This is a genomic window from Planotetraspora phitsanulokensis (assembly GCF_016863295.1).
Taxonomy (GTDB): Bacteria; Actinomycetota; Actinomycetes; order Streptosporangiales; family Streptosporangiaceae; genus Planotetraspora; species Planotetraspora phitsanulokensis.
Genome location: NZ_BOOP01000034.1, coordinates 18,737 through 35,512, shown reverse-complemented (window position 1 = coordinate 35,512; position 16,776 = coordinate 18,737). Strand labels below are relative to the sequence as shown.

At 68.9% G+C, this 16,776-nt stretch carries 11 protein-coding genes and 1 pseudogene; 7 read left to right on the top strand and 5 right to left on the bottom strand.

Annotation, left to right across the window (positions count from 1 at the left end; translation table 11 throughout):
• Positions 1–228: 228 nt before the first annotated feature.
• Positions 229–3,630 (bottom strand): GH92 family glycosyl hydrolase, encoded by a 3,402-nt coding sequence (locus Pph01_RS32260; protein ID WP_204076970.1) that lies wholly within the window; start codon positions 3,628–3,630, stop codon positions 229–231.
• Between the two features lie 436 nt (positions 3,631–4,066).
• Between Pph01_RS32260 and Pph01_RS32255 the strand changes: the two genes are divergently transcribed.
• From Pph01_RS32255 to Pph01_RS32240, 4 genes are all read left to right on the top strand, one after another.
• Positions 4,067–6,865 (top strand): ATP-binding protein, encoded by a 2,799-nt coding sequence (locus Pph01_RS32255; protein ID WP_204076969.1) that lies wholly within the window; start codon positions 4,067–4,069, stop codon positions 6,863–6,865.
• A gap of 121 nt (positions 6,866–6,986) precedes the next feature.
• Positions 6,987–7,778: an alpha/beta hydrolase gene (locus tag Pph01_RS32250; RefSeq protein ID WP_204076968.1), complete on the top strand. Its 792-nt coding sequence runs from the start codon at positions 6,987–6,989 to the stop codon at positions 7,776–7,778.
• A complete protein-coding gene (locus Pph01_RS32245) occupies positions 7,775–8,758 on the top strand; it encodes an alpha/beta fold hydrolase (protein WP_204076967.1) in 984 nt (327 codons plus the stop codon). The genes Pph01_RS32250 and Pph01_RS32245 overlap by 4 nt, the downstream gene beginning before the upstream one ends.
• 641 nt (positions 8,759–9,399) lie before the next feature.
• Entirely contained in the window at positions 9,400–10,770 is a 1,371-nt protein-coding gene (locus Pph01_RS32240) for an FAD-binding oxidoreductase (RefSeq protein ID WP_239117173.1), read from the top strand.
• Positions 10,771–11,107: 337 nt separating this feature from the next.
• On the opposite strand, the gene Pph01_RS32235 is transcribed toward Pph01_RS32240, so the two are convergent.
• Together Pph01_RS32235 and Pph01_RS32230 are read right to left on the bottom strand one after the other, a co-directional pair.
• Complete coding sequence (locus Pph01_RS32235; RefSeq protein ID WP_204076965.1) at positions 11,108–11,968, bottom strand: helix-turn-helix transcriptional regulator; 861 nt, start codon at positions 11,966–11,968, stop codon at positions 11,108–11,110.
• Between the two features lie 223 nt (positions 11,969–12,191).
• Positions 12,192–12,653, bottom strand: a complete 462-nt coding sequence (locus Pph01_RS32230) for a winged helix-turn-helix transcriptional regulator (protein WP_204076964.1) — start codon at positions 12,651–12,653, stop codon at positions 12,192–12,194.
• Positions 12,654–12,749: 96 nt separating this feature from the next.
• Here Pph01_RS32230 and Pph01_RS32225 point away from each other — a divergent pair, with 96 nt between their 5' ends.
• Complete coding sequence (locus Pph01_RS32225; RefSeq protein ID WP_204076963.1) at positions 12,750–13,418, top strand: DUF899 domain-containing protein; 669 nt, start codon at positions 12,750–12,752, stop codon at positions 13,416–13,418.
• Between the two features lie 55 nt (positions 13,419–13,473).
• On the top strand, positions 13,474–13,941 hold the full coding sequence (locus Pph01_RS32220; protein ID WP_204076962.1) for a pyridoxamine 5'-phosphate oxidase family protein: 468 nt from the start codon (positions 13,474–13,476) through the stop codon (positions 13,939–13,941).
• Positions 13,942–14,194: 253 nt separating this feature from the next.
• Here Pph01_RS32220 and Pph01_RS32215 read toward each other — a convergent pair whose 3' ends face one another.
• Entirely contained in the window at positions 14,195–14,638 is a 444-nt protein-coding gene (locus Pph01_RS32215) for a winged helix-turn-helix transcriptional regulator (protein ID WP_204076961.1), read from the bottom strand.
• Positions 14,639–14,761: 123 nt separating this feature from the next.
• On the opposite strand from Pph01_RS32215, the gene Pph01_RS32210 reads away from it, so the two are divergent.
• Complete coding sequence (locus tag Pph01_RS32210; protein WP_204076960.1) at positions 14,762–15,679, top strand: NADP-dependent oxidoreductase; 918 nt, start codon at positions 14,762–14,764, stop codon at positions 15,677–15,679.
• A 190-nt stretch (positions 15,680–15,869) separates the two neighbouring features.
• On the opposite strand, the pseudogene Pph01_RS32205 reads toward Pph01_RS32210, so the two are convergent.
• Positions 15,870–16,751: pseudogene (locus tag Pph01_RS32205) on the bottom strand (hydroxyquinol 1,2-dioxygenase); the annotation flags it as partial.
• Positions 16,752–16,776 lie beyond the last annotated feature (25 nt).

The following is a 16,776-nucleotide window of genomic DNA, read 5'->3' as shown; positions in this document are numbered from 1 at the left end:
TGGGTGACGTCTGGCCCCACGGTCCAATCACGGTCCAGACGACGAAAGGCCGGACCCGCACGAGCAGGATCCGGCCTCTGAACTGCGACAACGTGGTGGGCGACGCTGATGGCGGAGCCCCGCTGAACGGTCGCGCTGAAATGCGGCGGTGGCCGCCCCCTCGGGGGCGGCCACCGCTATGTGCGTTGCATCCCGTCAGCACACGATCAACGCGGCCCTCCGGCGCTACTAACGCAGGGTTGCGGGATCAGTGGCGGCTTCGCCCGCCAGGTTGGTGAAGATCGCGCGGAACTGGGTGCCGGCGGGGTAGTCCTGCGGGCTGGTTACCGTCAGGGTGGTGCCGGTCGCGCCGCTGACGTCGGCCCAGTTGCCGCCGGGCAGGCTCGCCTGCCACCGCACCGCCGGCTGCGGGTCGCCCGTTGCAGCCGCCGTGAAGGACACCGGGCCGCCGTTGGCGGTCGCGTCCGCGGGCTGGGTGGTGACGGCCGGCGAGACCGGTTGCGCCGACGCCAGGTGCATGGCGAGCACGTTGTCGCCGGTGACGGCGAACGCGACGCGGCCGATCACCTGGCCGCCGGCGCCGATGTTCAACCGCAGGTCACTGCCACCGTTCTCACGGCCGCTGAAAGCGGCCTCGGGCAGTGGGATCGCCGCGGTCTTCCAGGTGCCGGTGTTGGTGTTGGTCACGCGGGCCGAGTCCCGGTAGGCGTTGTTGGACACGTTGCCGTAGGAGTCGTACTGGATGCCCCAGCTGCCCGTCCCCTGGTCGAAGTAGCTGATGTACGCGGTCGCGTTGTACCGGCCGCCGGGAACGAACGAGTTGTCGATGTTGAAGTACATGTAGAACGACCCGGCGCCGGTGGTGGTCCGGCCGGGCAGGCCGCCTGCCGTGGTGGCGGTGGTGTGGCCGTCCCCCTCCTCCTTCACGCTGAGGCCGTTGGCGACGTCGGGGTTGCCCAGGTTGTCGGCCACGATCGCGGTGTGGTCGGCGGCCTGCACGGTCATCACCACCACACCGCCCGGCAGCTTCTGCCCGTCGCTGGTCGTGAAGCTGAACGAGACCGTGTAGAAGCCCGAGTCAGCCGATGCCGGGACGGACACCGTGGCGTCCGTACTGGCGCGGCCGTCCGCTGCCACGTCAAGCGTGCCGGAGGACGGGCTGACGGTGATGCCGCCAGAGGCCTGCGCGGTCCACTTCACGGGCGTGGCGTGCAGCCCGGTGCCCTGCGCGCCCACAGTGACCTGCTTGGTGTCGCCGGCGGTCACCGTGACCGGCCCGGAGGGGTCGGTGAACCCGATGGCCGGGACCTGGCCGGTCTGGTACGACGGCGGGGCGTCCTGCGGGCCGGTTGCCCAGCTCGTGTTGGGCGAGCTCGACAGGCTGAAGTCGAGCCGGCCGCCGCGGGTCACGACCGACTCGGGCAGCCCGGTGCTGTCGAAGGGGTGCCCGTTCAGCCGCACGCCGGTGACGTACGGAGTGTTGTCGCCGGCGGCGGGGGCGTTGATGTCGATCGCACGGCCGTTGCCGAGGTGGACGACGGCGTGCGTGAACAGCGGGCTGCCGAGAGCCAGGTCGGCCCGGCCGGGCGTCACCGGGAACATCCCGAGCGCCGACCACACGTACCAGGACGACATCGCGCCGAGATCGTCGTTGCCGGGCAGCCCGTCCGGGGTGGGCGGGTACAGGCTCTGCTCGATCTTGCGCACCTGGGCCTGCGTCTTCCACGGCTGGCCCAGGTAGTCGTACACATACGGAACGGAGAGGTCGACCTCGTTACCCATCCACATGTACGGCGCGTTCGGGCCGGCGTTGATCTCGCTGAAGAACGTGTCCAGGCGCGGGATCGCGACGTCTTTCCCGCCCATCGCGGCGATCAGGCCCGCCATGTTCTGCGGGACCTCCCAGCCGTAGTCGGCGGCGTTGCCTTCGTCGTAGCCGTCCTGGCCGAAGGCGTTCGCCGGCGGAGTGACGAACGCGGGACCGTTCGGGAACGCGCCGCGCTCGTCCCGCGGCTGGAGGTAGCCGGTCGTGGGGTTGAAGGTGTTCTGCCAGTTCTGGCTGCGCAGCTGGTACTGCGCCGCGGTGTGCTTGTCGCCGATCGCGGCCGCCAGCTGCGAGATCGCGAAGTCGTCGATGGACCACTCGAGCGTCTCAGAGACCCCCTGCCGGCCATGCGCGCCCTGCGAGCAGGCGTCGTTCGGTGCGTAGCCGAGCTGGACGTACTCCTCCACGCACTGGCGCTCCTGCCAGCCCCAGCCCAGCTCCTCCGAGTGGTTGGCCCCCTTGAGCATGATGGGCAGCACGCTGGCGATGTCGACGTTCCGGCCGCCGAAGGCCACGGTGTTCGCCATGAGCGGCACCGCGCTGTCGCCGTTCATCGTGCCGGTCGTGCTCACGTTCGCCAGCGGCCAGCGCGGCATCCAGTCACCCTGCTGCTGCGCATCGCGGAGCAGCGAGTTCGCCATGTCGCCGGCTTCCTTGGGGAACAGCATGGCCTGCAGCGGCGCGAGGGCGCGGTAGGTGTCCCAGTCGGAGAACGTGGCGTACTGCTTCTGCCCGGCCGGCACGTGGTGGACCTGGTTGTCGAAGCCCATGTAGCGGCCGTCCACGTCGTTGAAGACGCTCGGGAACTGCAGCGAGTGGTAGAGGGCGGTGTAGAACGTGGTCAGGTTCGCGGCGCTGCCGCCGCCGACCTGGACGGTGTTCAGCGCCCGGCGCCACGCGGCGCGCGTCTGCTGCTGCACCGGCGTGGGGTTCCAGCCGTGGATCTCGGAAGCCATGTTCTTGCGCGCCCCGTCGACGCTCACATACGACATCCCGACCTTCGCGCGCACCGTCGTGGAGCTGCTCGTGTCGAAGGTCAGATAGGCGCCGGATCCCTTGCCGCTCGCGCCGGCCGACCCGGCGGTGACGGTCTTTCCCTGCCAGGTGCCGTGAGCGGTGAACGGCTGCGAGAACTTGATGTCGAAGTAGACGGTGTAGCTGCCCAACCCGCACAGCCCGTTCGCCGTCGCCGAGCCGGACACCTCGTCATTGCCGTCGACGGTGACGGACGCGGCGCTGTTGCCGCCGAGACTCGCGCCCGACTTCACCAGCACCTGGGCGGTGCTGCCCGCGGGATAGTCGAAGGAGAGCAGGCCGGTGCGGTTGGTGGCGGTCAGGTTGACGTTGACGCCCGAGTCGGTGAGCAGCACGTCGTAGGAGCCAAGCGTGGCGTGCTCGTGCTCGTGGGAGAACGTCGCCGAGGCGTTCCCCGGGTCCGTGCCGATGGAGCCGATCGTGGGCAGGATCGGCACGTCTCCGAACACGCTGCACCCGGCGGACGCGTGGTTCAGGCTGAATCCGCGGATCGATGACTTGCCGTAGGAGTAGCCAACGCCCGAACCGGCCGTGTCCGGGCTGAGCTGCATCATGCCGAACGGCGTGTCCACCCCGGGGAAGTCGTTGATATCGCCGACGGCCTCGCCGCCGTTGCCGGTCCCGATCAACGGATTCACGTATTGCACCGGGTCGGCGAACACGGCGGCCCGCGCGGGCGGGGGGGCCGCCGCCGCCTGGGTGGTGCCGCCGATCAGCACGGCGCCGCCGAGCGCAGCGGCAAGTGCCGTGCGAGTCAGCGTGGTTAACATGAAGGACCTCCATGTAGGTCGGGACCCGCGGCACGGCCCGCCGGCTGGTCCAGCTGAGCGGAACGGGGATGGTGGGCTCGCGGAGGGGCGCCCGGACAGAGACAGCGGTTAGGGTGGCCCTCGCCGACAACGTTGTCAAGATCTATTCACGCGGCCGCTACGAAGCCGTCCGTCTGTTTTTCCCGGCTCGCCCCCGGCAAGGTGAGGCGAACGAGGCAGGATCAGGCCGCCCGTCAGCGGAGACGCCGATGGTTGATGTGGTCGTACCGGAGCGGGGAGAGCCGCTTGCCCACGACCACCCGAAACGGCGCGACTGACCGATTGGGCCTATCCGCGCGAGCAACTGCGCGTCACGACCAGTGGGCCGGCTCCCGCAACCCGCGTGCCTGCCCACGCCGGTTGGACACGGGCCGCCGGCGGCTGGATGCTCGATCCCATGAACACGGTCACCCGCCGGCGCCTCGTCGGGCGCGACGACGAACTGCGGTCCCTATTCGGACATCTGGAGGGCGTCGGTTTCCGGGGTCGCGCGATCGGGCTTCTCGGAGAGCCCGGGGTCGGCAAGAGTGCACTGCAGGCGGAGGCTGTGGAGCATGCGCGGTCTCTCGGGTTCGCCGTGCTCACTGCTCGGGGCAGTCAGTCCGAGACGCACCTTCCATTCGCCGGCCTTCACCAGGTGCTCCGACCCTTGTTGCCCCGCGTCGACCGGCTGCCGACCACGCAGCGCGACGCACTCCTCGCCTGCTTCGCCATGGGCGATTCGGCCGAAATCAACCCATTCTTCACATTCCTGGCGGTCTTGGAGCTGCTCGTCGACGCGGCGAGACAGACGCCCGTCCTCGTGTGCCTCGACGATCTCCACTGGATGGACCAGCCGTCGACAGACGCCTTCGCCTTCGTCGCACGCCGGATCGCCAGTGAGCGGATCATCGTCCTCTGCACGTCCCGCCCAGAGGCGCTGCCGTTCGCTGACGCGCACACGGTCGAATGGACGGGGCTGGACGGCATCGGCGAGGCCGCATCGGCCGCGTTGCTGGACGCGCGGGCGCCGCACTTGTCTTCGACGCTGCGCGATCGCGTGCTGTGGCAGGCCCGCGGCAATCCACTCGCCCTGCTGGAGTTCGCCGCCGCGTTGGAGTCGGGGCGGTACGCGTGGACCGAGTTCGATGAGGACCTGCCCATGACCACTCGCCTGGAACAGGCGTTCGCCGCGCGTGCCGAGCACCTCGCCCCAGCCGTACGCGCGGTCCTGACCGTCGCCGCGGTCGACGACGGCGACGACGTCAACGACGTCCTCGCGGCCGCGCAGATCCTCCATGGCTCGCCCCTCGACCGTGCCATGGTTCAGCCGGCGTTCGAGCACGGGCTCTTGACCGTGGTCGGCGAGAGGTACCGCGTCGCCCACCCGCTGGTCGGCTCGGCCCTTCGGCAGGCCATGCCGCCGGCCACGCGCCAGCAGGCGCATGCGGCGCTCGCGCGCGTCCTGGCGCCTCATCCGGACCGCGCGGTGTGGCACCGATCCTTCTCGCTGTCAGGACACAACGAGCAGATCGCGGGCGAGCTGGAACAGGCGGCCGACAACGCCCAACGCCGCGGTGCGGTCGCCTCCGCCGCCGCCTGGCTCCAGCGGGCGGCGGCCCTGAGTCCGGACCCGCAGTCGAGAGCCGCCCGCCTGCTCAGCGCCGCAGAACTCGGCTACCAACTCGGCCGGTTCAGCCAGGTTGAGCAGATCAAGGCGCAGGTCACGGGAATGACACTGCGACAGCGGGATCGGTCCAGGCTGGCCTGGCTCGAAGGCGTCTTCCACGACGGCTCAACGGGTGAACCCGCGGAAGTACGTCACCTGGTCGGCATGGCACAGCACGCCACGGACGCACAGGACGTCGACCTCGCGATGCAGCTGTTGGTCGGCGCAGCCCGCAGAGTCTGGTGGCGCGACCCCGGTGAGACGGTGAGGCACGAGATCGTCCAGGCGGCCCAGCAGGTGAACCTGCCGGCACACGACGCTCGGCTGCTGGCCATCTACGCGCTCTCCGAGTCCCACGAGCAGGGGCCGACGGTCATCGAGCAGCTCACGCGGTGGCCCGCGGACGCCGGCGGGCGACCGGATCTGGCCGGCCTGCTGGGCATCGCGGCGTTCTGCACGGGCGATTTCCGCCGTGCCGTCGCCTTCCTGTCCACGCCAGTCCAAGAGCTACGCGCGCAGGGCCGCATGAGCCTGCTCGCCGAGGCGCTGGCGATACGAGCATGGGCCGAGATCTACCTGGGGAGCTTCGACGTGGCGAGCTCGGCCGACGAGGCCATGCGGCTCGCCGACGAGACGGGTCAGTCCTTGTGGGCTGCCACCGCACGCATCGCCGTAGCACTGATCGACGCGGTGGGCAGGGGCTGGGACACAGGCCACGACCTGCTCTCGGAGGCCGAGCACGTGGCGTTGCGGACCCCGAACGCCGCATCGTCCCTGCTCGCCGGCGTCCAGCTCGCTCGTGGCATCGCCGAGCTGGGCGCGAACCGTCACGATCAGGCGTACGGCGAGCTTCGCCGCGTGTACACGCCAGGCGACCCCGCGTTCCAACGCGTACAGCAGGTGTGGACTCTCAGCTACCTGGCCGACGCCGCCGTCCGCACCGGTCGCCGCGCCGAGGCGAGATCCGTGTTGACCTCGGTGGAAGACCTCGCCGGTGCTTCCCCCTCGACGGGATCGACCATCGCCCTGGAGTATTCGAGAGCAGTGCTGGCAGACCCCGCGTCGGCCGAGTCGCTCTTCCAGACCGCCATGGATGGCGCGGGTCGCCGGCTGCCTTGGCATCGAGCTCGGGCTGAACTGGCCTACGGCTCCTGGTTGCGCCGGCAGCGACGCGTCGTCGACTCCCGTGAACCACTGCGGGCGGCACGGGGCACCTTCGACGCCTTAGGTGCTCGCACGTGGGCGCAGCGAGCTGACCAGGAGCTGCGTGCGACAGGCGAACGCGGGTGGCAGCCGACGTCGAACCCGCGCGAGTTGCTCTCGCCGCAGGAAGCCCAGATCGCCGAGCTGGCGGCTCAGGGCCTGTCCAACCGCGAGATAGGCCAGCGTCTGTTTCTGTCACACCGCACGGTCAGCTCGCACCTGTACCGAATGTTCCCCAAACTCGGAATCGTCTCCCGCAATCAGCTGGCTGCCGTGCTGAACAACCCCGGCAACCAGGCCAGGCGCGACCACTTTCAGTCAGGTGACGCTAGCCGATACCCCTGACGCTGGTTGCCCGGGGCGAATGACTCACGCCCACGACTGAAGCCGGCAGGTCCTCCGCCGTCCTACGGTCTACACGGCTGTGGTGCGTCTGGCGCCCAGCTCATGACGAGTGGAGCCAACTATGAGAACGCCCGTGCTCTTCATCCATGGTCTCTGGCTGCACGCCTCATCCTGGGATCCGTGGGTGCAGTATTTCGAGGACGCCGGCTACTTGCCGCAAGCTCCGGGCTGGCCCGGCGACGGTGACACGGTCGCGGCATCGCGGGCGAATCCCGACGCGATCGCCGGCCACGGCATTGACGACGTGGTGGAACATTTCGCCGGCATCATCGAACGGCTGCCTTCGGCACCGATCCTGATCGGGCACTCATTCGGCGGGATGATCGCCCAGAAGCTGCTCGGCCTCGACCTCGGCGCCGCGGCGGTGGCCATCGACGCCGCCCAGATCAAGGGCGTGCTGCCACTACCTCTGTCGGCGCTGCGGTCCGGCTTCCCCGTGCTCGGCAATCCGGCGAACAAGAACAAGTCGGTTTCGCTGACCCCCGAACAGTTCCGCTACGCCTTCGGCAACGCCATCTCGGAGCAGGAGTCCCAAGAGCTGTATGACCGCTGGTCCATACCCGCCCCCGGCAAGCCGCTCTTCGAGGCCGCCGCTGCCAACTTCAACCCGCACTCCTCAGCCAAGGTGAACACCGCGAACGAGTCACGCGGACCGCTATTGCTCATCGCGGGTGGCAAGGACCACACCGTGCCCGAGACCGTGGTGCGGGCGACACTCAAGCAGTACCGCCACTCCCACGCGGTCACCGACATCATCGACTTCCCGGACAAGGCGCACTCGCTGACCATCGACTCCGGCTGGCGCGAGGTCGCCGAGACGGCCCTGTCCTGGCTGAAAGAGCAGAACCTGTGAGAACGGGTTCACGCATCCGCGCCTGGGTGTCGGCCGGTGCGGCCGGCGTCCTACTCGCCGCCGTTGCGACGTTCGCGGTTCCCTCGGCGGCCGCCTCGCACAGCCGGGGCACCGCCGACAGCCGGTTGCCGAAAGGCTTCACCGAACAGAAGATCCGCGTCGGCGCTGTCGGCATCAATTACGTGAGGGGCGGCCACGGTCCCGTGCTGGTGCTGCTGCACGGGTACCCGGAAACCTGGTACGAATGGCACGAGATCATGCCCGCTCTCGCGGCGCGGTACACGATCATCGCTCCTGACCTGCGCGGCGCCGGCAAGAGTGACGCGCCGGTCGGCGGCTACGACAAGAAGACGATGGCGGCCGACATTCACGGCCTGCTCGTCGAGCTGGGACTGAACAAGGACATCCGGCTGGTCGGGCACGACATCGGAACGATGGTGGCCTACGCCTACGCCGCCGCCCATCCCAACGAGGTCAAACGGCTGGTGCTCAGCGAGGCGCCGATCCCAGACGAGAACATCTATTCGTTCCCGGCACTGACCGAGGACGGCCCCGGCCCGTGGCAGTTCGGCTTCTTCCTGCTGACCAACGGCCTGCCTGAGGAGTCCGTGCACGGCCGGGAGGAACAGTGGGTGCAAGGCTTCACCGACCACCTCGAGGTGGTCAAGGACGGCGTCGACGCCGATGACGTGCAGGTCTTCGCGAAGTATCTCAAGGACGACGCGCACCTACGGGCCAGCTTCGAATGGTTCCGCGCCTTCCCGACCGACATCGACGACAACGCGGTGAACAAGCGGACGAAGCTGACGATGCCGGTGCTCGCGGTCGGAGCCGACCACAGTCTCAAGGACTTCGTCGGCACGCAGGTCGAGGACTACGCCACCAACGTCACCAGCGTGGTAATCGCCGACTCCGGCCACTGGATCTACGAAGAACATCCCGACGAGATGACCCGGCGCCTGCTCACCTTCTTGAAGTAGCCGCCGATGGCCATGGTCCCTCGCCCTCGGAGGGACTGCCATGGATCTTCATCTGCCGGGCATGACCACCCTGGTCACCGGTGCCGGCTGCGGTATCGTGCGGGCGCTCGCCGACGAAGCCGTGAGCGTGGTCGCGGGAGCCCGCATGAGCCGGCCGCCCTCGCCCAGACCGGCCACCTCCACCCGGTCACCCCGACCTGAGCAACCCCGGACGGCCCGGCCCCCCTCGTCTCGGCCGGAACCGCTTGGTGGCCGGCTGGACATCTGCGAAGCGCTGTCGAAGAGGTCGGTCCGCGCGGCGTGCGGGTCAACACGGTCAGCCCCGGGCCCGTGGAGCCCGATCCGCGGCTGGGCGTCGGCCGGGATGGCCGAAACCGTCGGCGAAGTGAGCAACCGCCTCCCGGGAGGACGTCGTCAGAGGCGCGGTCAGCGGATCCTCGACCGGGCGTTTCGCCCGGCCGGACGAGGTCGCGGACCTGGTGCTGCTCCGGTGGCCGTGCCACCAACATGACCGGTGCCGACATCCTCATCGGCCTGATCACGACGATGCGCCCTTTCCCCCTTTTGTCCACTTAGAGCCGGGCTCGATGGTCCAGCAGTCCGGCACCACGCAGAAAGGCCGCTTTCCCATGAGTACACGATTGTCCATTGGTGACCTTCGAGCGACCGTGGCCGGTCCCGTCCTCCTACCGGAGGATGAGGGCTACGCGGAGGAGCTTCGCACCTACAACCTGACAGTGGTGCACGCGCCGTCCGTGGTGGTCGGCGCCGAGAACGCGGCCGACGTTCGGGCCGCGGTGAAGTTCGCCGCGGCTCATGAACTGCCGGTCGCGGTGCTGGGCGCGGGTCACGGCAGCTCGGTGCCGTCGGCGGGCTCGGTCCTGATCACGACGCGGCGCCTGACCGGGCTGGCGATCGACGAGGGCGCTCGCACGGCCCGGGTCGAGGCGGGCGTCCGGTGGGCCGACTTCATCGAGCAGGCAAGCAAGGTGGGTCTTGCGGGTCTGAACGGTTCGTCGCCGACGGTGACAGTCGTCTCCTACACCCTGGGCGGAGGTCTGGGACCGTTCGGCCGCAAACACGGGTACGCCGCCGACCACGTCACCGCTTTGGAGGTCGTGACCGCGGACGGCCAGTTGCGGCGCGTCACCGCGGAATCCGAGCCCGACCTGTTCTGGGCGCTGCGCGGCGGAAAAGGCAACTTCGGGGTCGTGGTGGCGATCGAGTTCGGCCTGTTCCCGATCCGCGGCTTCTACGGCGGCGGCATCTTCTTCCCGGGCGAGCTGTCCGGGAAGGTGCTGCACCTGTTCCGCGAGTGGACGGCCGACGTGCCGGAGGAGATGTCCGGCTCAGTTGGGTTGTTGCACCTGCCTGCGTTGCCGTTCGTGCCGGAACCGCTGCGCGATCGGCTGGTGGCCCATCTGCGGATCACGTACCTCGGAGACCCGGCGGAAGGCGAACGGCTGGTCGCGCCATTCCGGGCACTGGGCGAGCCGATCATCGACGCGGTCGGCGAGATGCCGTACTCGGCGGTCGCGGCGGTACACAACGACCCGGTTGACCCGCTGCCGTTGTTCGAGCATGGTGCCCTCCTGAGCGAGTTGCCGGCCAAGGCGGTGGACGAGTTCCTCCGGCTGGCCGGCCCGGACGCGGCCTCGCCGCTGGTCCTGGCCGAGATCCGTCACATGGGCGGTGCGCTGGCCCGGCCGCCGGCGGTGCCGAACGCGGTCGGCAACCGCGACGCGACGCTCTTCAACATCTTCCTCGTGGCGGCGGGCGGCCCGCCCGACGCCAAGGCCCTGCGCGGCTACGAGCAGACGCTGATCGACGCCCTGGCACCGTGGTCGACCGGCCGCCGGTATCTGAACTTCATGTTCGCGGGCGACGCGGAACCGCAGACCGCGGCGCTGGCCTGGTCGGAGGAGGCCTACCCGCGGCTACGCGAGATCAAGCGACGTTACGACCCGGCGAACCTGTTCCGGATCAACCACAACATCCCGCCCACGAACTGACGAGAGCTGCGGACCGGCAGCGCCTACGTGGAAGCTCCGGTCTCCGGCTCGCGCGAGCCCGCGGAGGCGGGACGTCTCGTGGCGATGCCAACGAGCAGCGCAAAACGATTGGGACGCGCTGACGGACGCGCTAAGCGGGTCGCAGATCGAACGAATCAATGCGGAGGCCGTTCGGGCATTGGTACGTCCTGTGCCCGAGGAGATCCGTGCGCGACCGGCCAGTTCGGCGGCCACACCCTGACAGAAACCCGAGGGGGTCAGCGCTACGCCAACGCGGCTGATCAACGGCGGCTTCGGCTGCGCTTCTTGAGCGGCTCCTTGGTGGGCTTCGCCACGCTTAGTTGTGGGAAGGATGGCCTCGTGTTCCGGCCCATTTGGCCAACCGTTTCAGGGCGGAGGCGGACAGAGATCCCTGTGCGGCGGTGCAGGCGAACAGGAACTGCTCGGGGTCTCCGGGGAGCCGCAGAAGTTGGTAGTTGATCGAGAAGTCCCCGACTATCGGATGGTGAAAGGCAATCGTTCCAGAGGCGCGCTCATATACATGGTGAGCAGCCCATACTCTCCTGAAGTCCTCGTTTTCCAGTAACTCCCCGATCAGCTCGTTGAGCCTCGGATCGTCGGGATGACGCCCGAGGGCGAAATGGAGCATGGCGGTGACGTCGGTCGCCACGTGCTCCCAGTCGAGATACAGCCTGCGTGAGTCCGGGTCCAGGAAGAAGAATCTCGGGAGGCTGTTGTCTCGAGCCGGTCTGGCGTCCTGCCGCATATGCAGAGCCCAGAACGGCCGGTTGGCGGCCAGGATGTCCAGGCAATGGTTGAACACGCACGCCGGGATGTCTGCGCGCTCCAGTGCGTCGAGCAGTTCGTAGGTCAGGGGTGATACCCGTTGCCAGGCGCCCGCGTGGCGACGGACGGGAACGAGGATGGGGCCGGCCAGCGCAAACAGGTGATCACGCTCGGTCTGGTTCAGCCGGAGCGCTCGGGCGATCGAGTCGAGGACCATCGGAGAGGCGTTCTTGCTGCGGCCCTGTTCCAGCCGGGTGTAATAGTCGACGCTGACGCCGGCGAGTCGTGCGAGCTCTTCGCGACGCAGCCCTGGAACGCGTCTATGCCCTTCGCCCTCCATCCCCACGTCTTCAGGATTGAGGCGGGCCCGGCGAGAGCGGAGGAAGTCCCCTAACCCCACGAGCCGGTCCATATAGCCAGTATGTGCCCCTAGTCACACCGCGGTCGGCGGGACCCACGGGCCAGAGCCACCCTGCTTGACCGGCGTCAACCCTCTAGATCGGCCGTTTCGTCAGGCCCCGGACGGTGACCGGCCTCACGCCCCTCCCCGGCCAGATCATCCCGTGGCCGTCGTCCCCCTCCGAGGGAGCAGTCCAAGTGATCCGCGTGATCGCCGGGCCATGAGGGGGGACGGGTCAGGTGGTGACGGCAGCTCCCGGACCAGGCAGGATGTCGATGCCGGTGACGTCCATGGGACGGTCGCACACGGAACAATGCAGCTCGACGTAGCCGATCTCCCCGCAGGCATGGTGCCGATACAGCACCGGCGGCCCGGCCTCGCCCGCCGTCCAGCGGTCGCCCCACCGCACCATCACCATCAGCAAGTCACACAACTCGGTCCCTTTGACGGTGAGTGCGTACTCGTACCGGGGCGGCCGCTCCGAATACTGCCGTCGTTCCAGCACGTCGTTGTCCACGAGCCATCTGAGCCGCTCAGTCAGCACCTTCCGGGAGATGCCGAGGCTCTGCTGGAGGTGGTCGAAGCGGCCGATCCCCACCATCACGTTGCGCAGGATCAACGGCGACCACGGCTCGCCGATCACGTCCAGCGTGCGGGCGATCGAGCAGGCCATGTCGCCGAACCGGGTTCGCTGCATGAGCTCGATGATAGCCGAGAGGGTTCCTTGAGGAGACCGACTCCTGCTAGCGTTGGCCCCCTTAAGTTCCCTTAAGAGACGCACAAAGGAGCCCGTGTGAACCGTCCCCCCGTCGTGTCGACACAGGAATGGCAGGCCGCGCGCGAGGCGCTGCTGGTCAAGGAGAAGGAGCACACCCGAGCACTGGACGCGCTGGCCGCGGAACGGCGCAGGCTGCCGATGGTCCGCCTCGCCGACGGCTACCGCTACACCGCGCCGGACCGCTCGACAGTCGATCTGCCCGGCCTGTTCGAGGGCCACCACCAGTTGGTGATCTACCACTTCATGCAGGCCCCGGGGCAGGACTGGCTGTGCACCGGCTGCGCCACCTTCACCGACAACATCGCCGACCAGTCCCACCTCAACGCCCGGCACACCCGGCTGATCCTGATGTCCCGCGCGCCACAGGACGAGATCGACGTCGTACGGCGGCGGATGGGCTGGACCGTGCCCTGGTACTCAGCCGGCGACGACTTCTACGACGACCTCGGGCTCGGCGACGGTTTCGGGCTGAGCGTGCTGCTACGCGACGGCGCGGAGGTCTTCCGCACCTACTACACCAGCGGCCGCGGGGTCGACCGGCTCCGACTCGACTTCAACCTGCTCGACCTCACGCCCTACGGACGTCAGGAGGAGTGGGAGGACTCCCCCGAAGGCTGGCCGCAGGACCCGACGATGAGCCGGCTCCGGCCGCGCGACGAGTACCCCAACCCGCCGCGGCCGTGACCCCCGCCCACCCTCGAATTCCGCAGCCCCCCGACCGCTTGCCCAGGAGACAGCCATGGCACGCACCCTCACCGCCCCCGAGCGCGAGCACTTCCTCGCCCTGCCGCACGTCGGCGTCCTCAGCGTCGCCGCGGACGACGGCCGTCCCCCGCTCACCGTGCCCGTCTGGTACACCTACACACCCGGCGGAAACCTGAACTTCTTCACCGGCAGTCAGGGCCGGGTCGCGCGCAAGACCCGGCTGCTCCAGCGGTCGGGGGCCCTGAGCTTCTGCGTGCAGCAGGCCGAGTTCCCCTACAAATACGTCACGGTCGAATGCACGGTGGTGGAGGAGGACTGGAGGCCTTCGGTCGACGAGGTGACGGCCATCACCTCCCGCTACCTACCGCCGGACCTCGCCCGCGCCTTCGCCGAGGCCGAGACGGCCAACCCCGCCGGCACCTTCGTGCTGTTCACCGCGCGTCCCGACCGGTGGCTGACCTTCGACTTCGCTGATGACGCGCCCGCCTCAGCCGGAGACTGAGGCGCAGGTGCTCCGGCCCGGGACGCGCACGAGTGCGCTCCGGCCGTATCGAGCGCTGCCATTTCCTGTCGAGCCACCGTCACACCCGTCGCGGCCCTGGGCGAGGAACTGTCGGCGCCGGTGGGCGAACCGGTGGCTGCCCTGGACCGCTACACCTACGGGCCGGCAAAACCGGCCCGTCAGACGCCGATGGCCTGGTGAGGATCCGGGAGGGGTTGATGTGACGGCGTCTCGCTGCGCTGATGGTCGGCGTTCAGACGACGCGGGTGTCATACTCCTCACGATTCGCGAGCACCTCGTCCATGTGCGCCTCGGCCCAATCCTTGATGCCGCGCACCATGTGGTGGAGCGAGAGACCGAGGTCGGTCAGCTCGTATGTGACGGTGACCGGCACAGTCGGCGTCACGGTGCGGGTGAGCAGGCCGTCGCGCTCGAGGGAGCGCAGCGTCTGGGTGAGCATCTTCTGGCTCACCCCGGCCAGCCGGCGGGCCAGCTCCGAGTAGCGCATCGCTCGCGGCTCGCCGACACGGTTGCTGCCGGAGGCGTGCGGGCCGTCGCTGCCGAGAGCCGCCAGGACCAGCGTCACCCACTTGTCGGAGATCCGGTCGAGTAGTTGGCGGCTGGGGCAGCGTGCCAGGAACGCGTCGTAGTCTGCCTGCGCCTGTGCCCGCTTCTGGGCTGCCGTCAGTGTCGGCATCGACTGCTCCTTCCTACCGGGCGGTGGCCTACGCACTCTGAGGTGCGTACTTCCTAGTGGAGAGTTACCCCCCAATAGTGATGTGGGATGACCGCCGAACACAAGCCCACAAGGAGCGAACCCATGAGCATGTCCACCTTCCGCGCCGCCGTCGTGCGCACCCCGGGCGGACCCGGCTCGATCGAGATCATTGACGTTCCCGTTGCCGAGCCCGGGCCCGGCGAGGTCCGGGTCGAGATCGCCGCTGCACCGGTCAACCCCGTCGACCTCGGGGTCGCGGGTGGCTTCTTCCACGCCATGGGGCTGATCAATCAGCCGGAGCGTACCGGCCTGGGTTGGGACTTCGCGGGCATCGTCGTAGCCACCGGCCGCGGCGGAGACCTGGCCGTCGGTACCCGGGTCGCCGGTCTGGTGGTCGGGTTCGACCGCGACTTCGGCACCTACGCCGAGCAGCTCGTCGTACCGGCCGCCGACCTCGCCGTCGTGCCCGACGGGCTGGACCTGGTCGCGGCGTCGACGGTGCCGCTCAACGGGCTGGCCGCCGCCCAGATCGTCGACCTGCTCGGCGACGCGCCCACCGACGGTAACCGGCTGCTGGTGACCGGGGCGGCTGGTGCGGTCGGGGGGTACGTCTCCTCGCTCGCGCAGGACCGCGGCTGGCGGGTGACCGGCCTGGTCCGAGCCGAGGACGAGGAGTTCGTCCGCAGCCTCGGCGCCGGCTTCACCACGCAAGCCGAGCCGGGCTGGGACGCGGTCGCCGACGGTGCCGCACTGCAGGAGCAGGGTCTCGCCTTGGTCCGCGACGGCGGGGCGTTCGTCGGCGTCCGGCCGAACGCCGTGCCGGCCACGGAGCGCGGGATCACGGTAGCCGCCGTGGAAACGCACCCCGACGGCCCGCGATTGAGCGACCTGCTCACCCGCACCGCGTCCGGCGAACTACCGGCCCGAGTGCACACGGTCGTGCCGTTGGACCAGGTCGCCGACGCCCACCGGGCCGTGGCGAAGAGTGGGGTGCGCGGTCGCTACGTGCTCCAGCCCTGACCCAGCGACTTCCAGCTCGACGATCCGACCGGTCACGCCATCGGGATGATCACCCGCGTGTCCCTGTAGCCGGCAAGTTCCTGGCTGGACACACCACGTGGGGCCCAGCCAGGAACGCCAAACCCGATCAACCCGACCGCGTGCAGGGAACTACGGACATCCGTGCAGCCGACTTCGGAGCCGGGTCGCGCTATTCCATGAGGGCGGCGTAGTCGACGGCCTGGCCGGGGGCGAGGACGACGTCGAAATGGAGGCTGGCCCACGGCTTGCCCTGTAGGTCGCGTCCGTCCGGGGTGGGCTCGTCGGCGGAGTGGCGGGACCAGTCGTAGATCAGGGAGTCCTTGACGCCGAAGACCGCATCCTTGGTCGGCTTGTCGAGATGTTCATCGCCGCGGACGAAGACGTGCGTGACGAGGGTGCGGTAGCCGGGCGCGGTGACCATGAAGTGCAGGTGTGCCGGCCGGTACGGGCTTCGCTCCGTGGCCTTGAGCAGGTCGCCGACCCGCCCGTCGTGCGCGATGGCGTACGGGGTCGGGAGGAGCCCCCAGAAGCGGAACTCGCTTTTCTCGTCGGCGAAGAGGTGGGCGCGGCCGTAGACGCGGCCGCCCTCGTGCTGCACGTCGTAGAAGCCTTCCGCGTCGGCCTCCCACACCTCGATGCGGGCACCGGGAACGGGCTCGCCATCGACGCCCCTGATGGTGCCCTCGACCCAGGCCGGCTCACCGGGGGCGCCGCCGGACATGTCGCCGCCGTTCTCGATGAGCGGGGCGCCGTTGACGAAGAAGGGGCCGAAGACGGTGGCCTCGGTGGCGTTCCTGTGAACCTCGTTGTTGACGGCAACGGTGTGCATGGAGACGCCGAGCACGTCGCTGAGCAGCACGAACTCCTGCCGGTGCGGGGTGGTGATGTTGCCGACGCGGGTGAGGAACCCAATTGCGGTGTTCCACTCGGCCTCGGTGAGCCGCACCGTGTGCACGTACGAGTGAAGGTGCTTCACAAGCTCCTGCAGCAGATATTTCGTGCGCTCGTCGGGGGTGTTCTCAAACGACTGCACAACTTGGGCGACGAGGTCTTCTTCGCGAGCGGTCTACTCGGGC